The organism is Ruegeria sp. YTSA108 (genome assembly GCF_059610185.1).
On the sequence record NZ_JBXWND010000014.1, the window covers coordinates 48,998 to 67,584 of the forward strand.

Consider the following 18,587-nt stretch of genomic DNA (forward strand, 5'->3'; position numbering starts at 1 on the left):
CCCTTAGGCCGCTGCAGGTCTTCTCTGGGCCTGCAGCGTGTGCCTGTTGCTGTTCAACAGCTTTTGCCGTGTATGTCGGAAATGCGCTGCTTTCAATGCATCGTCGATATGGCGGCTCCGCCGCAGCAAGCGCATCAGGCTGATATTGTCGAAAACCAGGCATTTGGTGGGTTCGGTGGCTATTACCGTGGCTGTGGCAGGCAGCCCAAGGCCAAAGGTCAGCTCTCCCAAAATCTCATCTTCTCCACATTGGTTGATGACCCGGCCGTTTTTCAGGATCGTGGTCCGCCCCTTTAAGACAAAGCCCAAAAAGTCGGTTGTCTTGCCTTCTTCGATCAGGATGTCACCGTTTTCATAGGTCTTGACGGCGGCGGTGTTCAACAGTTTCCGGGCTTGGTGGGGTTTCAGCGATTCAAGGTGCAGGGCGATGAACTGACGTTCGTCATCTGAAAACCGAAGCAAATGCCGGGACAGAAACCCGCGCAGCAGGCCCAGGATCGAGATCGAGATATAGGCCAGCTGAATGATCGAGCCCGCGAGGTTGAATTCTTCCGACATGCTGAACAGAACACATCCGGCTGCGGCGATCACAAGCAGGGGGTAGAGGCTGCCGTTGCCCCGGATGATCCCCATCTGCAGCAGAAAATAGCTGGTGATGTAGAGGCCCGCGCCAAAGACGCCGATCATCGTGGCGACCTGTACCAGTTCAGGAAACTCGTATGGAAAACTCAGCATGGACCGATCCAACCTTGTTAAGACTGGGTCCAAGCTGAGGGATAGTGGCGGCGCTGTATATGAACAATGTCACATGTTAATCATCGTTATGTGCATTCAATGATCACTCTATGCAGCAGCGCGCCATCTGTACCCGAACAAACTGTTTGCACCCTTGGGTTTTCCAGGGATGGGGCCCTACTCGCCGTAGGGCACCCAGATGTTTTTAACCTCGGTCGCAGCCTGCAGGAAGCGGCGAGTCTGATCCTCGTGCCAGTCGGTTGCCATGGCGTTATTAACCCAACTCCGTTTCAGGTTCCCGGCCGAAGCCCGCTCGATCTCGGCCGACAGATCGGTAGACGAGAATGACCAGATCGCATCCACATTCAGATGCGAAGCCAGCGGCTTCGCCAGTTCCGTGTGGCTGCCAGTCAGGATGTTGACCACGCCAGCGGGCACGTCAGAGGTTTCGAGGATTTGGTAGAAATCCGTCGCCGCCAGCGGGTAAGGCTCGCTTGCCGCAAGAACCACCCGGTTGCCCATCGCAATCGAAGGGGCCATGGCCGAGACCAGACCCAGCAGCGGCGCCTCGTCAGCACAGAGCGCGCCGATCACGCCGACAGGTTCTTTCATGGCAATGGCCACGCCCCGGATCGGAACGCCGTGCACCTGGCCGTCATACTTGTCGGCCCAGGCAGCGGCGGTGAACAGGCGCTGGATCGCGGCTTCGACCTCTTTCGCGCCGTCTTTCCTGCCGGTCATGGCATCAAGGCGCGCAGCGAATTCACCCGCGCGGGCCGAGAGGTTTTCGCCGATGTAATACAGGATCTGTGCCCGCAGATGGCCGGTGGTCTTGGACCAACCCTTGGCCCCCGCTGCGGCCTCGACCGCGTTGCGGACGTCTTTGCGGTTGGCCAGACCCACATGGCCCAGAAGGCCAGGTTTGCCCCAGACGGGTTTCGAATATCCGCTGTCAGGACGGGCCTGTTTGCCGCCGACATACATTTTGGCAGTACGGTCAATCGGATCGACCGGGGCACCTTCGCCCATCGCGGCCTCGGCCTTGGCCAATGGTTTGCCTTTGCCTTTGGGCTTGGTGTAGGCGGTCAGACCTTCCCAGCCACCTTCGCGGCCAAAGCCGCTTTCGCGCACACCGCCGAACCCGGCTGCGGCATCGAACAGATTGGTGGCATTCACCCAGACAACGCCCGCGACCAGCTTCGGTGCGATATCCAGTGCAAGGTTCACGTTCTCGGTCCATACCGTCGCCGCCAGCCCGTAACGGGTGTTGTTGGCCAGCTCAACCGCCTCTTCCGGTGTACGGAAGGTCGAGGACACCAGCACCGGACCGAAAATTTCCTCCTGCATCAGTTGATCGGAGGTTTCGAGGCCCGAGATCAGCGTTGGCGGGTAGAAACAGCCATTTTCGGGCAGCGCGCCGGCCGCCTGATAAACGTGACCCGCGGTGTTGCTGTCGACCATGCTCTTGATGGTCTGCAACTGGACCGGGTCGACCACAGCACCCACGTCGATGCATTTGTCCAATGGATCACCGATGCGCAGAGTGTCCATTCGGGCGCGCAGTTTCTCGTGGAACCGATCGGCGATGCCTTCCTGAACCAACAGACGCGAACCCGCGCAACAAACCTGACCCTGATTGAACCAGATCGCGTCGACCAGCCCTTCGATGGCGGAATCGATATCGGCGTCGTCAAAGACGATATAGGCGGACTTGCCGCCCAGCTCCAAAGTCAGCGCCTTACCCGAACCGGCGGTCGCCTCACGGATGCGCCGCCCCACTGCGGTTGAGCCGGTAAAGGCGATCTTGTCCACGTCCGAGGCTACGATCATCTCACCCACCGCGCCATCGCCCGTGACGATGTTGACCACACCCTTGGGCAGCCCGGCCTGTGAGCAGATATCGGCAAACAGCAGCGCGGTCAGAGAGGTATATTCGGCAGGTTTCAGAACGACCGTGTTACCCATGGCCAGCGCCGGAGCAATCTTCCAAGCCAGCATCAGCAGCGGGAAGTTCCAAGGAACGATTTGTCCACACACTCCCAGCGCTTCGGCGTTGGGTAGTTCGCTTTCCATCAACTGCGCCATGCCGGCGTGGTAGTAAAAGTGGCGCTGTACCAGAGGGATGTCGATGTCGCGCGATTCACGGATCGGCTTGCCGTTATCCAAGCTTTCCAGCACTGCAAACAGGCGCGAGTGCTTTTGCAGCAGGCGCGCGATGGCATAGAGGTAGCGCGCACGACCCGCACCGCCCATCTTCTCCCATTTTGGCTGCGCCTTGCGGGCGGCGGATACGGCGGCGTCGACATCGGCTTGCTTGGCCTGGGTCAGCTTGGCCAAAACCTCTCCGGTCGCCGGGTTGCGGCTGTCGAACCCCTTGCCCGGTTTGGTGAAGGCCCCGTCGATATAGTGACCAAATTTGTCACCCTGATCGACCAGCCAGGCCAGCGCTTCGGCTGAGCTTTCGGGGGCAGGGCCGTAATCCATGGTCTCGAAAATCTCTTTGACTGTCATTGTTTTCGTCCTCAGCCCATCGAGTGCCTGTAACCGGCGGAATAAGCACCCGTTACGAAATGTTCTAGCTGCCGTTCGATATCGCCCAACAGCGACGACGCGCCAAAGCGAAACAGGTCCGGCTCCAGCCAACGGTCGCCCAGCTCATCCTTGATCAGCGACAGGTAAACTAGTGCGTCCTTGGCTTTGGAAATCCCGCCTGCGGGTTTATATCCGACACGATACCCGGTGCGGTCATAGTAATCGCGGATCGCCCGGATCATCACCAGCGACACGGGCAGCGTGGCGTTGACGCTTTCCTTACCGGTCGAAGTCTTGATGAAATCCGCCCCCGCCATCATGCAGACCAGCGAGGCGCGCGCCACGTTGCGTAGGCTGCCCAGTTCGCCGGTTGCAAGGATGGCTTTGACATGCGCGTCGCCACAAGCCACGCGGAACGCTTTCATCTCGTCATACAAGGCCTGCCAGTCGCCCGTCAGCACATGACGCCGAGAGATTACGATGTCGATTTCCTCGGCTCCGGCTTTGACGCTTTCTTCGATCTCGGCCACGCGCAGGTGGAACGGGGACAAGCCTGCAGGGAATCCGGTCGATACGGCGGCCACCGGAATCCCGGTGCCCTTCAGCGCATCCACAGCGGTTTCGATCATGTCGTGATAGACACAGACCGCGCCGGTGGTGATCGGTGGCATGTCCAACGTCTGAAGTGTTGCAGAAGCCACGGGTTGCCGCGCTTTGGCGCACAGGCGCCGGACACGGCCGACGGTATCGTCTCCCGATAGGGTGGTCAGGTCGATCAGGGTGATCGCCTTGAGCAGCCACGCCGCCTGGTAGTCCTTTTTCACCGAGCGCCGACCCGGCAGGGTGGCTGCGCGGCGCTCAACGGCCGAGGTGTTGACCTGTACTGCCCGCACCCAATCCAGATCAAGCTCCATTCCAGGGTTCCGGGGCTCGGTCACTTGCGGCAGATGCGCGGTGCGCACGGGGCTTTCTGAGCTCTGCGTTTCCATTTTCACATCCTTTGGGAGGTTTGTATCAAATTCGCACGGGTAAGATGCAAAGGGAAGGCCATCCGGCATTGGAAGGGTAAATTTTTTGACCAAATGGACAAAATAGGCGTTTTCTTGCGAATAATTCTCAATAGCATTGACTTAGTTGCGAGCGGTTCTCATATTCATCTTAGCAAGATACCATTTCCGGGGTCTGATATGATTCGTCGTAGTTTCCTTGCAGCGCTGGCATTCGCCGCTGTATTCCCATTCTCGGCCTGGGCCGATGCGCCGCTGAAAGTGGTGGCCACGACCGGTATGATTGCCGATGCCGCCCGTCAGGTCGGAGGTGATCAGGTCGAGGTGAAGGGCCTTATGGGCCCCGGCGTCGACCCGCATGCCTATCGTCAGACCCGCAGTGATATCGTCGCTATGACCAGGTCCGATCTGATCCTGTGGCATGGTCTGTATCTTGAGGCGCAGATGGAAGAGTTCTTCCATGACCTAGGGCGTAAACGCATGGTCGTTGCGGTAGCCGAAGGCGTTGATAAGTCAAAGCTGCACGCGCATGACAATTATGCTGACAAATACGATCCCCATCTTTGGATGAGCCCGGCCCTGTGGCGCGATGTCGTGGTCGAGGTGCAAAAAGCCCTGACACAAGCGCGCCCCGAGGCCGCGGACACCTTTGCGGCAAACGCAGAGGCCTTTCTTGCGCAGATCGCGGAACTGGAGACTTATGGCAAGCAAGTGCTTGCAGCGGTCCCGGAAAACAACCGTGTTCTGGTGACGGCACATGATGCCTTTGGGTATTTCGGTGCTGAATACGGGTACGATGTGCTTGGAATTCAGGGTATTTCAACCCAATCCGAGGCGGGACTGAACCGGATTAGCGAATTGGTCGATACGCTGGTTGACCGGCAACTGACGGCAGTTTTCGTGGAAAGCTCGGTCTCGGATCGGTCGATGCGTGCGCTGATCGAGGGCGCAGCGGCCAGGGGACATCAGGTCGAAGTCGGTGGACAGCTTTATTCGGACGCGATGGGCGAGCCCGGCACCTATGAGGGTACCTACATCGGGATGCTGGATCACAATATCACAGTAATCGCAGGCGCTCTGGGGGCTGATATTCCCAAAACTGGCATGAGCGGCAATCTGTCGGCGGGGTTTTAAGAGATGCTGGAACTGGCGGCACATCAGGGCATCCCCCTTCCGGAAAACGACATTGGAAAAAGCCCGCTGGCCATTCGTGGCCTGACCGTCTCGTACGGGCAGAAGCCGGCAGTTTTCTCGGTTGATATGACCGTGCAACCGGGTGCCATGACAGCGATCATCGGGCCAAACGGTGCTGGTAAATCGACCCTGTTGAAGGCTGCGTTGGGGATTGTGTCACCCCTGTCCGGGCAGGTGACAGTGTATGGTGATCGGCTGGACCGGCAGCGGTCCCGGATTGCATATGTACCGCAACGGGCCAGCGTGGACTGGGACTTCCCGACGCGCGTGATTGACGTGGTTCTGATGGGCTTGTCGCGCGAGCTGGGGCTGTTGGGACGGGTGCGCGCCCGGCATAAGGCGCGGGCGATGGATTGTCTGCACCGTGTAGGGATGCGTGACTTTGCCGACCGGCAGATCGGCCAGTTATCAGGCGGCCAGCAGCAGAGGGTCTTTCTGGCGCGCGCCTTGGCGCAGGCCGCCGATCTGTATCTGCTGGACGAACCTTTTGCCGGGGTTGATGCGGCAACGGAAAAGGCCATCATTTCGGTCCTGAAATCCCTGAAAGAGGCGGGCAAGACCGTGGTTGCGGTGCATCATGACCTGGCGACCGTCACCGACTATTTCGACCATGTTTTCCTGATCAACACGCGCAAAGTCGCCGAGGGGCCCGTGGCCGAGGCTTTTACGGCCAAGACATTGCAATCTGCCTATGGCGGCCGTCTGGCTACGGCGCAGATCGACCAGATCTCACGCGCGCTGGGGTGAGTCATGCATTGGGATGCTCTGACCCTTCAGCTTGGCTATAACGCCACGCTTGTCGCAATCGGCGCAAGCCTGCTGGGCATTTCCGCCGGGGTGACCGGCACATTTCTGTTCTTGCGCAAACGTGCACTGGTCAGCGATGCGATCAGCCATGCGACATTGCCGGGTGTGTGTCTGGCCTTTATGGTGCTTGTGGCCCTCGGTGGGGACGGCAGAAACCTGATCGGCCTGCTCGTCGGGTCGGCAATATCCGCTTGGATCGGCCTTTTGTGTATGAACTGGCTGACGCGGCACACGCGGCTGGCCGAGGATGCCGCGATCGGAGCGGTCCTATCTGTATTCTTTGGTTTCGGCATTGTGCTGCTGACGGTGATCCAGACCATGGGTGTGGGCCGACAGGCGGGGCTCGAAGGGTTTCTGCTGGGCTCGACCGCAGGAATGCTTTGGACAGATGCGATGATCATTGCGATCGGAGGCGCGGCAACGCTGGCGCTTGTCATGATTATCCGCCGTCCAATGACGATCGTTGCCTTTGATCCTGAATTTGCCGCAGCCAGGGGCCTGCCGGTGCATCGCATCGACCTTGCAATGATGGGTCTGGTTATGGCCGTCACAGTGGTTGGCCTGAAAGTTGTCGGGTTGATCCTGATCGTTGCGCTTTTGATCATTCCGCCGGTGACAGCCCGGTTTTGGACTGAGCGGTCCGAAAGAGTAGTGTTGCTGGCGGGTCTGATCGGGGGCGTCTCGGGTTATATCGGTGCGGCGCTGTCGGCGGCGGCTCCCAATCTGCCGACGGGTCCGCTTATTGTTCTTGTCAGTTTTGCCGTGTTTGTCCTGTCGTTGCTGTTGGCGCCGGTTCGCGGTGTTCTGGCGGCGGTGTTGCGGCACCTGCAATTCCAGCGTCGGGTTCATATCCGGCAGGGCTTGCTCGCGTTGGCACAAGGGCAGAAAATCTATGAGCCGCTGACCCTGCGTTTGTTGCGCCGGGCCGGGTTGGCACGCCCCGACGGCGTGGCAACCGAGGCTGGCAAGGCCCGCGCCGCCAAAGCCCTGCGCGACGAAAAGCGGTGGGAGGTCGTTCGCATGGACCAGGCCCACGAAGCAACGGCGGCGCTTTATGACGGGCTGCGCGATATCGAAACCGTGCTGACCCGCGACCAGATTACCGAGATCGACCGCCAGATCGGCGGCCCGCAGGGGATAGCACCATGAGCGGCGAAGAATTCGTTCCCCTGTCACTGACACCGCTGCTGATCGGGACATTTGCCGCTATCGCCTGCGCCCTTCCGGGGAACTTTCTGGTTCTGCGCAAACAGGCGCTGATCGGGGATGCCATCAGCCATGTAGTGTTGCCGGGCATCGTGGTGGCCTTTCTGCTGACCGGCGCGATCTCGACCTGGCCGATGATGCTGGGCGCGGCGGGTGCTGCCGTGGTTGCCGTTGTGATGATCGAGGCGATCCGCAGGTTGGGTCAGATCGAACCCGGCGCGGCAATGGGCGTGGTCTTTACTACCCTGTTTGCGGCGGGTGTTCTTTTGTTGGAGCAGACGGACACCTCGACCGTGCATCTGGATGTGGAACACGCGCTGTATGGCAATCTCGAAAGTCTGATCTGGCTGGACGCAACGGGATGGGTCTCGCTGTGGAACCCGGCAGCGCTTGCAGGGTTGCCCCCGGAATTGCCGCGTATCGCGCTGACACTTGCAGGGGTTTCCCTGTTTACCTGGATATTCTGGCGACCATTGAAGATTTCGACCTTTGACGAGGGTTTTGCCAGCACGATTGGTATTCGGACCGGTCCTTTGGGGTTTGCGCTGGTGATCACAGCGGCGATAGCTGCCGTCGCATCCTTCGACGCGGTTGGCTCGATCATCGTGATTGCCATGTTCATCTGCCCCCCGGCTGCGGCGCGGTTGATGACCAACCGATTGGAATCTCAAATCGCATGGAGCGTTGTATTTGCCGTGGTTTCGGCGGTGATGGGCTATGTTCTGGCGGGTTATGGCCCATTATGGCTGGGTGCCCGCGATGCCGTGAGTGCCGCCGGAATGATCGCAACGGTATCTGGTGTGATTCTGGCGCTTGCGGCTGTTTTCGGCCCCTGCCGGACCCGCGCGGGTGCTCCAGGCACTGTTTGATCCGGCATATTCCTGCTGTTGGCTGATGCCGTATTTCGGCTGAACTTTGCCAACGCGAACAGCACGGCCAGAGTTAATGAGCCTTAATCTGCAGATCGTGCTAAGGTTGTTGTATTGTTAAGCAACTGACCACCACTCACCCCGGCTTGTTCGGGCAATCGTGATCAAGGTCGTCGCCTTGCAGGCCGACATGGCGCGATTGTCCGAACGCCCCCTTCTTGCACTAAATCTGAATACCATAGCGGTGGCAGAATCGTGTGCGCATGTGCTAGGTCTAGGGGTATGGAGCAGGCAAACCCCAATATCAGCGAGTTTCGACCGGTAATTCGGCAGTTGGACGATGCTGCAATCAACCGGATCGCAGCCGGCGAAGTGGTCGAGCGACCGGCCTCTGCGGTCAAGGAATTGATCGAGAACGCCATTGATGCAGGTGCCACGCGGGTTGCGATAGAGATCGCCGATGGGGGCAAGACGCTGATTCGCGTCACCGATGACGGCTGTGGTATTGCGGCGGCGGATTTGCCGTTGGCTTTGTCCCGCCACGCAACCTCGAAAATCGACGGGTCGGATCTGCTGAACATTCATACTTTCGGCTTTCGCGGTGAGGCGTTGCCGTCGCTGGGCGCGGTCGGGCGTTTGACCATAACCAGTCGTGTTCCGGGGGCGGATGCGGCGCAGATTCAGGTCGCTGGTGGCACAATGTCCGCGGTGAAACCCGCGGCTCTGCGCGCGGGTACCGTGGTCGAGTTGCGCGATCTGTTCTTTGCCACGCCTGCGCGTCTGAAATTCATGCGTACCGACCGCGCCGAGACGCAGGCCATCGCCGATACGGTCAAACGTCTGGCCATGGCCGAGCCCTCGGTCACCTTTACCCTGCGCGATGTCTCGGGCGGCGGCGAGGGGCGCGTGACCTTCCGGGCTGACCGCGAGAATGGTGATCTGTTTAACGCGTTGCATGCCCGACTGGCCCGCGTGATCGGGCGCGAGTTTGCCGAGAACGCGTTGCAAATTGACGCCACGCGTGAGGGTATCCGGTTGTATGGCTATGCCGCTCTGCCGACCTATTCTCGGGGCGCAGCGGTGGCGCAGTACCTGTTCGTCAATGGACGGCCTGTGCGTGACAAGATGCTGACCGGTGCATTGCGGGCGGCCTATTTCGACTTTCTCAGCCGTGATCGGCATCCGGCGGCGGCTCTGTTCATCGACTGTGATCCGACGCTGGTGGATGTGAACGTGCACCCCGCGAAATCCGAGGTCCGGTTCCGCGATCCCGGCGTCGCACGCGGGCTGATCGTCTCGGCCCTGCGGCACGCACTGGCCGAAGCGGGGCACCGGGCGTCCTCGACCGTCGCAAACGCGACGCTTGGCGCGATGCGACCCGAGCCGTCTCACTCCACCCCGGTGCGGGTGTATCAGATGGATCGCCCCTCACCCGCCGCGCGCCAGATGGCTTATCAGGCGCCGGGCTTTGCTGAACTGACCCGCGATTACAGCGGCAGCGTGGTCGAGCCGGTCGCGGAATCTGTTTCCGAGACGCCGGTAGAAGCCCTGCCTTTGGGGGCTGCACGCGGGCAGGTGCATGAAAACTACATTATCGCCCAGACCGCTGATGGTATGGTGATTGTCGATCAGCACGCCGCGCATGAGCGGTTGGTCTATGAAAAGCTGAAAGCCCAGATGGCGGCGAACCGCGTGGCGGCGCAGGCGCTGCTGATCCCCGAGATCGTAGAGTTGTCTGAAAGCGACTGCGCGCGACTTTTGGCGGTGGCGGATGACCTTTCTCGCTTTGGCCTGACGCTCGAGCCCTTCGGCGGCGGTGCGGTTGCCGTTCGTGAAACCCCGGCCATTCTGGGTGAGGTCAACGCCCGCGCAATGATTCTGGATATTCTGGATGAGCTGTCCGATCAGGGGGAAAGCCAGATGGTGCAGGCGCGGATTGAGGCGATCCTCAGCCGTGTCGCCTGTCACGGTTCGATCCGCTCGGGCCGCCGAATGCGGGCCGAAGAGATGAACGCCCTGCTGCGCGAGATGGAGGCGACACCCCATTCCGGCCAGTGCAACCATGGGCGGCCAACTTATGTGGAACTGAAACTGGCCGATATCGAACGATTGTTCGGACGCAGTTGATCCCGCGCGGTGCGCGGGCTATGAAGAATAAAACAAGAACACCCGAGGCAACATGATCGAGATTGCAGGAACCCAATTTGCATTGAACGACCCCGTGATCTTGGTCGTTGGCGGGGTGGTGGCATTGATCCTGTTGCTGCTGTTTCTGTCTTTGCGAGCGGCCAACCGGTCAGCCAGGATGGCCGAGCCACTGTCACGGCAAATGGCGCATCTGAGTCAGCATGTTCAGCAGTTGGGACAAGGACAAGAGCAGCTGCGCGGTGGTCTGCAGCATGTCTCGGACACGCAGGCCAATGCGCAGCTGCAGGTGATCCAGACGGTTGAATCCCGCCTGTCTTCGGTGCAGCAGCAGATGAACGATCGGCTGGCAGATAACGCGATGAAATCCGCACGTGCGCTGGCCGAGATGCAGGAGCGGATGAAGGAATCGCTGCACGGCTCGTCGAAACAGACGGCGACGTCACTGACCCAGTTGCAGGAGCGTCTGGCGGCCATCGACAAGGCGCAGGATAACATCACCAAACTGTCGGGCGATGTGCTGTCGCTTCAGGATATTCTGTCGAACAAACAGACGCGCGGTGCGTTCGGAGAGATTCAGTTGAACGATATCGTCTCCAAGGCGTTGCCCTCGGACAGTTTCAAGCTGCAGGCGACCTTGTCGAACGGGCGTCGGGCGGATTGCCTGATCCACCTGCCCAACCCACCCGGCCCCATTGTGATCGACAGCAAATTCCCGTTGGAAGCGTATGAGGCGCTGATCGGGTCGACCAATGATACGGAGCTGAAAGCGGCGGTGCAGATGTTCCGAACAACTGTGCGCAAGCATATCAACGACATCTCCGAGAAATACATCCTGGACGGGGAAACCGCCGATGGCGCGTTGATGTTCCTACCTTCCGAAGCGGTTTATGCCGAGTTGCACGCCAAGTTTCCCGAATTGGTGCAGGAGAGCTTTACCAAACGCGTTTGGATCGTCTCGCCCACCACCTGCATGGCAACGCTGAACACGATGCGCGCGATCCTGAAGGACGCAAGGATGCGGGAACAGGCGGGTGCTATCCGCAAAGAGCTGGGTCTGCTGCACAAGGATGTAGATCGCCTGGGCGATCGGGTTTCCAATCTGGACCGTCATTTCGGGCAGGCGGCCAAGGATATCTCGGAAATCAAGATCAGCGCTGAAAAAGCAGGGCGCCGGGCGCAGCGACTGGACAATTTCGATTTCGAAGAGATCGCACCTGACGACACGCCGGGCGTTGTACCGCTGGCGCGGCACGAAATCTGACAAGCCGTTCGATGCGACATTGGCCGGAATTGGCCAGCGCACCGCGTCAGGTCCCAGAGATCAGATACGCAGGAAGGGCTGGAACAAGCGGGGCATGAGCTTGGTGAATTTCAGCGGCGCGTCGGTAACGGCCAGACAGATGCAATCTGCGGTAATGTCTGCAGTCGGGGTGTGATGCAGATCTTCATCGGCAATCTCGACATCGCCGCGTGCAAAGTGATCAACTTCATCCGAAAACGCACCCTGCAGAACCATGGTCAATTCCATACCGTTATGGCTGTGATCCGGAACTGCGGTTCCGGCTGGAATGAACAGCAGACGTGCCGAAGCGTCGCCGCTCGTCGGCAATATAGCTTGTCTGACGCCCATTCCGATGGGCCGCCATCGGATGTCATTGACGGTGCCTCCGACGTAGTCCTGCAGGGGGGCAGGTAGCACGGCGCAGCCCTTGTTCACGGGCTTGGGGGTCGGTGCGCCTTGGGCGATCAGCGCCATCGTCGCAGCCAGCGCGCTGTCGTTCATTTGGGCAGGATAGGGCAGCGCGTCCAGTATCTGTCCGCCAACCGCATCAAAGCTTTCAGCCTGCGCGCGGCAATGGTCACACAGCGACAGATGGGTCGCGACCATCAGATCGAACGCTTCGGGCAGGCTGCCGGCGGCATATGCCATCAGCAGATCTTCCGTCAGGTGATGCTTAATCTGTTTGCTCATCGTCTCTGTCTCAGTTCATTGCGTGGCGCAGGCGATCCAGCGCCAGCCTAATTCTTGATTTGATCGTTCCCAGAGGCAATCCAGTCTGAGACGCAATTTCCCGGTGACTCAGGTCTCCGAAATAGGCCTTTTCGATCAAGTCTCTTTGCGCGTCAGGCAACGCCTTCAAGGCAGTGCGCAGCTGCGCGGTTTCTTGTTGCAAGACGATCACGTCGTCCTGATCAGGTTCGGACTCGGGGCCCCAGCCCAGTTCTTCCGGTTCGGGGCGCCGTTGCTTGCGCAGGGCGTCGATGCGTTTGTTCCGTGCGATGGTGAACACCCATGTGGCCACCGTTGCCCGGGTCGGATCGAACAGATGGGCCTTGTGCCACAAGGTCGCCATCACCTCTTGCGCACATTCCTCGGACATGGTCGCGTCCGAGCCCGACTTCATCAGGAACGCCTTGATCCGCGGCGCAAAATGCTGGAACAGCTCGGCAAAAGCCGCCTGATCCTGCGCATCCCGAATGCGCCTGACATGGTCCACCCACTCAATCCTGGTGTCGCAACTGCTTTGTGTTCCGTTCACCTGTCTACCCTTGATGCGTTTTCTTGTGCGCCAAGGCTTGAGGACGGCGGGTGTAGCCGCCGGCTCGTCCAAGGTCACGGTGTCTATCTCGGTAAACATAACCACAATACGGTTGGTGTCCCAAGCCGGATCACTCTGAAGCGATATTTTTGATCCAATCCTGGCTGGATGCCGTATTCTAAGTAACAGAAACCTTCAGAAAACCACGCCCCTCCGGGCGGTTACAAGCGGGTCGGACCATATCGAATGACACAGACCGTTGATCATGTTGCGGGCCATACCTTTCACGGGCGCAAGGGGGCGATCGAAAACGCCTTCCGCTATTCGGTCGACTACATTCTTCTGAACCCTGAACGCGATCTGACCACTCCGGCGCTATTTTCGGTGAACCGGGCCAATCTTGCCAACTGGCGGTCGCAGGATCACGGGGGTGAGCCGGGCCAGGGCGACGGTGCCGCCTGGCTGCGCGCGCGGTTTGATCAGTTGCAGGTGGCGCAACCGGCGCGCCTGATGTTGCTGACGCATCCTCGGGTTCTGGGGCATGTGTTCAACCCGGTCAGCTTCTGGTTCTGTTTCGATGGGCAGGGTGCGCTCAATGCGGTTGTGGCCGAGGTGACCAATACCTATGGCACGCGCCACAGCTATCTGTGCCACAATCCCGGCTTTTCACCCATCAAGGCAACCGACAGGATGGTGGCTGACAAACTGCTGCATGTCTCGCCCTTCCAGAAGATCGAGGGCAGCTATACCTTCCGTTTCGACTATCGCCCCGAACGTGTTGGCGTTTGGATCGAGTATACCCGCCCCGAGGGCGGATTGATCGCCACCCTGACCGGGACACGCCGTCCGCTGACCAACCGGGTGATCCTTTGGTCGCTGCTGCGCCGCCCATTTGGTGCGCGGCGGACCTTTGCGCTGATCATCTGGCAAGCACTTAAACTTTGGGTGAAAAAAGCCACCTTTCGCCCGTTCAGAACCGCACCGGTGCCGGATCAGCCGGTTTCGCGTGTGCGCCTGCGCTAACGCGTTTGTTCAAGATCAAAGACTCGGGCTCTGCCTAGTGGTTGTTTCATTCGAAAGCCGCGAACACAGGAGTCGGGTCATGTTGGAAATTTCAGCAAGAAAAGTTGCTCAGGTTGCGCTGATGGGGCGCGAGCTGAATCGGGCCGAGGGCGAGTTGCGCGCGTTCATTGATCACATGAGCGAGGACGAACAGGCCGAACTGGTGGCTATCATGTGGATCGGACGTGAAAGCTTCTTCGCCGAGGATCTGGTCGAAGCCATCGCCACCGCAAGGGCCGAAGCCTCAACCCCCTGTGCTGATTACCTGATCGGAACGCCGCACATGTCAGATCATCTGGAAAATGGTCTGGATGCGCTAGGGGTATCGGCCGAGGACGTGGAAAATGATCTGATGTAGGCACCAGTTTTATTGCCGTCACGCCACCTGATTGGCGTGACTGTCATCTCAGTTGGAATGGTCAATGATCGCGAGGTGCTGCGCCAGCCGGTCGATTTCAGCCATCCAGCCCTGCACCAGTTTCGGATCATTGGGGGCCGCATGAACGCCTGCCGGAATAGCGCGGTTCAAGACGGCTTCGACAGCCAGTGAAACGGGGACCGAGACCAGCCGCGCCATTGCCGTGCCGCGGTCGTCACCCCAGGCATCCATCACATAGGTTTTGTGCCAGACCGGAACGCCGTCTTTTTCCGCCTTCAGGCCCACACACAGAACCACACGGTCTGGCTCGCCCTCGTCATAGGCGTTGTCGGCCCAGAACTGGTCCGACATCTCCTTCAGGCGTGCATCGCCTTCGGGGCCGGACAGGGTTTCGATTTCGGCAAACACACCCGACCACGCATCGGCCCAGCCATTCAGACGCAGCGTACCGCGGACGAATTCCTTGACCGGCCAGTGATCCTCGAAATGGTACTGCGCCATGAACGGGATCGAGTCGCGGTTCGGATAGACCTCAAAGCTTTCGGGTGTGGGCAGGGGTGCGATATAGCTGGTAATCGCATCCCATGGGCGCGCCACGTCCAGCGGAGCATAATTGCGAATTGATTTCGATGGTGAACGCAACGCCTTGAGCACACCCAGCGGTGACCAGCTGAACTTGTACCGGAACGGGTTCGGATGCTTGGGGATGCCACCGCAATAAGAGATGAAACTCAGGTGGTTCTGCGGGTCGAACGCGTCCGAAGCGCGATAGTCGTCGATCAGTGCATGAGCCATCAGGTGATCGATGCCCGGGTCCAGCCCGACCTCGTTGACCAGCGCCACCCCGGCTTCGCGGGCCGCCTCGTCCAACGCGCGCATCTCGGGGGCGATATAGGAGGATGAGACGAAATTCGCCTGTTTCGCGATTGCAAGCTCGGCCAAGGGCACGTGCCAGTCGCCGGGCAACATCGAAACGATGACATCGCCCTGTTCCAGCACCGCCGCCAAGGCGTCGATGTCAAAAACGCGGATATCGCTGGTCAGGTCACCAACTTCGGCCTTGGCCTTTTCGATTGTCCGGTTCCAGACCGTGACCTTGTGCCCGCCTTCGATCAGGCGGCGTAAGCCGGGAATGGCCGACAGGCCGGTGCCACACCAGTGAATCGTCATGTGAAAACTCCTTTACGGCTGTTCAGCCAAACCTCAGTTTTGCAATCACGATCGCGCTGACAAGCAGGATCGAGATCACATTACCCAATATCAGCGGCCATGCCGCAATCATCACTCCGTAAATCAGCCACAGGCTCAGCGTGGCCAGAATCAACAGGTTCGCCGGCATAGACAGATCCTTGGTCTCGCGGGAGCGCCAGGTCTTTAGGGTTTGAGGAAGCCAACATACAGTGCCCAGCACCGCAGCCGCGCCTCCGATCAGGTGTTCCATGCGTGGCTACTCCTAGACATGGTTGTCGAACGTATCGCGGGCCCGGCCCCAGACGCCGCTGTTCAAGTCGGTCAGGGTCAGCAGAGAAGGCAGAAGCTGTGCTGCATAATCTTCCGAGCTTTCGACCGGTAGCATCGACGGCAGATTGTCGATTGCAACTACATCAAGAACCGGATTGGTCGCCACGCGCAGGGCAGGTGCGTCCCAAGTGGTTGCTCGGTCATAAACCGGAACGGGGTTATAATCGCTGTCGGGGTCACAGGCGACATCGCCGATGGCGGTCAGCTTGCGGTCAGCGGCCAGTGCCTCATGCGGGACAAAAACCGGCGTGCCTGGGCGCGCGAAGATACAGTTCAGGAACAGGTCGTGGTCGAGGATTTCAGGGAACGGCCCGCCGCTGGCGGTTTCGGCCATGTCCCACTTGGTGACACTGACACCCATCGCCGTGCAAAGGTCGCTGGCGCCGGTACCCACGCGGCCAAGAGCACCGATGACGATGGCCCTTGGTCTATTGGCCTCGATGGCATCTAGTTCAGCCAGAAGCTCGGAATTCAACGCGTCCTTGCTGGGATAGACACCAACCGGAGAGCATTCCGCGCCCCGCTGCTGCGCGGCCCAAGTCTTGAGTGTCACCGCCGCCCCGGCATAGCCGGCCCAATAGCCAAAGGCGGCGACCCGGCGGCCGTTTTCCTCGACAAGATATTCCAGATCATACAGCGTTCCGCCCCCGGCCTTGAACCGTTCTAGCAGAGCCCGGCCGGAATGCTGACCCTTATAGGCATGGCCGAACATGATGTGGCGGTGGGGCAGGGGCGTGCCATCCTCGGGCAGTTCCTTGAGGCCAAAGATGATCGCGTCCTTGGGTGCATCTGGCCAGGAGTTCTCGGGCGCGATCTCGCAGCCAGCAGCCTTGTAACCGTCGATGGGGATGGCGCGAACATGGCTTTCCTCGACCGTTACGCGGATGCCAGCAGCGATCAGCGCCAAAGCGCCTTCAGGGGTCAGCCCGACCCGTTCTTCGTTCGGGCGCTGTTCGGCCCGGACCCATAGATGCGTCATATTTTGTCCCCTTTATCAGAGCATTCCGGCGGCACGTACGGCTTTCAGCGAAGCGCGCGCCTCTGCCGCCTCACGAAAGGCGACGATCTTGGGATAGGTTGCAACGTCGACGCCGTCGCCTTCCAACCAACTGCAAACCACATACAAATAGGCATCGGCCAGCGAGAACGCCTCGCCCAGCACAAACGATCCACGCAGACCGTTCGAACAGATATAGTCGCAGGACGCTGCCATGGTCTGCGCGACTTTTGCCGTCATATCCTTCCAGCTGGATTTCTTGTCGGCCCACCGCGCGCCGCGCAGCTTATGGGCGTGGTTCACATGCATGGTCGAGGCAAGATAATACATCACCTCGCGCATCCGGGCGGCCATGATCGGGTCCGCAGGCACCAGCCCGGCCTTCGGAGCCATTGCTGCGATGAACTCCAAAAGTGCCCCGGTTTCGGTCAAAATCCCACCGTCTACCACCAGCGCCGGAACCCGGCCTTTTGGGTTGATCTGCTTGTAGGCGGATTTGGTTTGCTCACCACTGGCAAAGTCCAGTTGGATCGCCTCATAGTCCAGCCCGGCCTCTTCCAGTGCAATCGCAACGGCGACCGAAATCGTGCGAGGGGCATAGTAAAGTTGCATCACAAAGCCTCTGGTTTGGGGTTACAGGTGGGTCTGTGCAAACTGCCGGTCTGGTGCTTCCAGATGCGGAACGGCATTGAACAGAACCGGGCTGAGTTGTGTACCTATCGGGTATAAACGGTGCATTGACGTGTTCATGATGGCAAGAGCCACCCGCGCCATGGCCGGGATATCCAGCCCCATCGCCTGCCGGACAACCATCGAAATCAACCCGCCCGAGGTCACAACGATGGCAGGGCCGCCTTCGGTTCCGATATCGGTCAGCGCGTCGCGCACCCGGGTTTCGAATTCCTCGAAGGTTTCCGGTGTGTTTTTGATGGCGCCATCGGCCCAGGCGGCAAAGGTGCGGGGCAGATGCTCGACAAAACCTTCGCGATCAGTGGGCACTTTCACTCCGTGCTGTTCCTCGAACAGCTGCGCGATGGTGAAATACTCGATCTCGTTCAGCCGCGGATCGCGGATCGGATCAGTCAGCCCCATGCTGGCGGTGGTCTCGGCGTGGCGGATCAGGGTGCCGCAATAGACCCGGGGAAAATGGCTGCGTGTGTCCTGGAGATGCGCCCCCAGCCAGCGGGCCTGCTGATGTCCCAGATCGCTGAGCTTGTCATAGTTCTTTTCGTCGCGCGCGGTGGTATTGGCCTGCCCGTGACGCACCAGTGTGATATGTGACATGTCGGTCCCTCTTGCGTGGCAAGTCTTAGGACAGGTCTAGGTCCGGGGCCAGAGCCGTTCGTTGCGGTTTGGAAATTATTCTCGCTCACCCCCGAATCTGGCCGGGCGGTATTGTTGTTGACTCGCAAGACCGTCCACAGGAACCTTGGTGATATCAGACTGTCCTGCAAATTCATCGTTGCAAGCTATTCGATGACCTCGGAAAACTGGCTTGGGAAAGGATTTATTTATGACGGATATTAGGCGCACGCCTTTGCATGGTTTGCATGTTGAGTTGGGTGGGAAGTTGGTTGATTTTGCGGGCTG

Annotated in this window: 18 protein-coding genes; 8 read left to right on the forward strand and 10 right to left on the reverse strand. The window is 59.6% G+C overall.

The features are described from left to right. Positions 1-3: 3 nt before the first annotated feature. The 3 genes from AC2FHW_RS17265 to deoC all read right to left on the reverse strand — a co-directional run bounded on the left by AC2FHW_RS17265 (position 4) and on the right by deoC (position 4,256). Positions 4-735, reverse strand: a complete 732-nt coding sequence (locus AC2FHW_RS17265; protein WP_271952139.1) for a Crp/Fnr family transcriptional regulator — start codon at positions 733-735, stop codon at positions 4-6. Between the two features lie 177 nt (positions 736-912). Continuing rightward, on the reverse strand, positions 913-3,246 hold the full coding sequence (locus AC2FHW_RS17270) for an aldehyde dehydrogenase family protein (protein WP_496822319.1): 2,334 nt from the start codon (positions 3,244-3,246) through the stop codon (positions 913-915). A gap of 11 nt (positions 3,247-3,257) precedes the next feature. Next, entirely contained in the window at positions 3,258-4,256 is a 999-nt protein-coding gene (deoC, locus tag AC2FHW_RS17275; protein ID WP_496822321.1) for a deoxyribose-phosphate aldolase, read from the reverse strand. Positions 4,257-4,454: 198 nt separating this feature from the next. Between deoC and AC2FHW_RS17280 the strand changes: the two genes are divergently transcribed. The 6 genes from AC2FHW_RS17280 to AC2FHW_RS17305 all read left to right on the forward strand — a co-directional run bounded on the left by AC2FHW_RS17280 (position 4,455) and on the right by AC2FHW_RS17305 (position 11,759). After that, on the forward strand, positions 4,455-5,408 hold the full coding sequence (locus AC2FHW_RS17280) for a metal ABC transporter solute-binding protein, Zn/Mn family (protein WP_271952144.1): 954 nt from the start codon (positions 4,455-4,457) through the stop codon (positions 5,406-5,408). Between the two features lie 3 nt (positions 5,409-5,411). Further along, entirely contained in the window at positions 5,412-6,215 is an 804-nt protein-coding gene (locus tag AC2FHW_RS17285) for a metal ABC transporter ATP-binding protein (protein WP_281996044.1), read from the forward strand. A gap of 3 nt (positions 6,216-6,218) precedes the next feature. Next, on the forward strand, positions 6,219-7,424 hold the full coding sequence (locus AC2FHW_RS17290) for a metal ABC transporter permease (RefSeq protein ID WP_271952148.1): 1,206 nt from the start codon (positions 6,219-6,221) through the stop codon (positions 7,422-7,424). Then, on the forward strand, positions 7,421-8,350 hold the full coding sequence (locus AC2FHW_RS17295; RefSeq protein ID WP_271952150.1) for a metal ABC transporter permease: 930 nt from the start codon (positions 7,421-7,423) through the stop codon (positions 8,348-8,350). Before AC2FHW_RS17290 ends, AC2FHW_RS17295 begins: the two co-directional genes overlap by 4 nt. Before the next feature lie 282 nt (positions 8,351-8,632). After that, the gene (gene mutL, locus AC2FHW_RS17300) at positions 8,633-10,477 is read left to right on the forward strand and encodes a DNA mismatch repair endonuclease MutL (RefSeq protein ID WP_271952151.1); all 1,845 of its coding nucleotides are present in this window, start codon (positions 8,633-8,635) and stop codon (positions 10,475-10,477) included. Between the two features lie 52 nt (positions 10,478-10,529). Further along, positions 10,530-11,759, forward strand: a complete 1,230-nt coding sequence (locus tag AC2FHW_RS17305) for a DNA recombination protein RmuC (RefSeq protein WP_496822323.1) — start codon at positions 10,530-10,532, stop codon at positions 11,757-11,759. A 60-nt stretch (positions 11,760-11,819) separates the two neighbouring features. Here the strand turns inward: AC2FHW_RS17305 and AC2FHW_RS17310 are convergent, their stop codons facing one another. Next, positions 11,820-12,470: a ChrR family anti-sigma-E factor gene (locus AC2FHW_RS17310; protein WP_142640070.1), complete on the reverse strand. Its 651-nt coding sequence runs from the start codon at positions 12,468-12,470 to the stop codon at positions 11,820-11,822. Between the two features lie 10 nt (positions 12,471-12,480). Further along, entirely contained in the window at positions 12,481-13,137 is a 657-nt protein-coding gene (locus tag AC2FHW_RS17315; protein WP_142640072.1) for a sigma-70 family RNA polymerase sigma factor, read from the reverse strand. A 147-nt stretch (positions 13,138-13,284) separates the two neighbouring features. Between AC2FHW_RS17315 and AC2FHW_RS17320 the strand changes: the two genes are divergently transcribed. Both AC2FHW_RS17320 and AC2FHW_RS17325 read left to right on the forward strand, forming a co-directional pair. Beyond that, positions 13,285-14,061, forward strand: coding sequence for a DUF1365 domain-containing protein (locus tag AC2FHW_RS17320; protein ID WP_496822325.1), 777 nt, complete (start codon positions 13,285-13,287; stop codon positions 14,059-14,061). Between the two features lie 79 nt (positions 14,062-14,140). Further along, positions 14,141-14,458 carry a DUF3775 domain-containing protein gene (locus AC2FHW_RS17325; protein ID WP_142640076.1) on the forward strand — a complete coding sequence of 106 codons (318 nt, stop codon included), beginning with the start codon at positions 14,141-14,143 and terminating at the stop codon, positions 14,456-14,458. Positions 14,459-14,506: 48 nt separating this feature from the next. Here AC2FHW_RS17325 and AC2FHW_RS17330 read toward each other — a convergent pair whose 3' ends face one another. Genes AC2FHW_RS17330 through AC2FHW_RS17350 form a run of 5 tightly spaced genes read right to left on the reverse strand, consistent with a single transcriptional unit; the run spans position 14,507 to position 18,281 of the window. Further along, complete coding sequence (locus AC2FHW_RS17330) at positions 14,507-15,649, reverse strand: saccharopine dehydrogenase family protein (protein WP_142640079.1); 1,143 nt, start codon at positions 15,647-15,649, stop codon at positions 14,507-14,509. Between the two features lie 22 nt (positions 15,650-15,671). Then, positions 15,672-15,920 carry a SemiSWEET family sugar transporter gene (locus tag AC2FHW_RS17335; protein ID WP_142640081.1) on the reverse strand — a complete coding sequence of 83 codons (249 nt, stop codon included), beginning with the start codon at positions 15,918-15,920 and terminating at the stop codon, positions 15,672-15,674. 12 nt (positions 15,921-15,932) lie between these two features. Then, complete coding sequence (locus AC2FHW_RS17340; RefSeq protein WP_282022369.1) at positions 15,933-16,979, reverse strand: saccharopine dehydrogenase; 1,047 nt, start codon at positions 16,977-16,979, stop codon at positions 15,933-15,935. A gap of 15 nt (positions 16,980-16,994) precedes the next feature. Continuing rightward, positions 16,995-17,609, reverse strand: a complete 615-nt coding sequence (locus AC2FHW_RS17345) for a glutathione S-transferase family protein (protein WP_282022368.1) — start codon at positions 17,607-17,609, stop codon at positions 16,995-16,997. A gap of 21 nt (positions 17,610-17,630) precedes the next feature. Then, on the reverse strand, positions 17,631-18,281 hold the full coding sequence (locus tag AC2FHW_RS17350) for a histidine phosphatase family protein (protein ID WP_142640087.1): 651 nt from the start codon (positions 18,279-18,281) through the stop codon (positions 17,631-17,633). Positions 18,282-18,587: the final 306 nt, after the last annotated feature.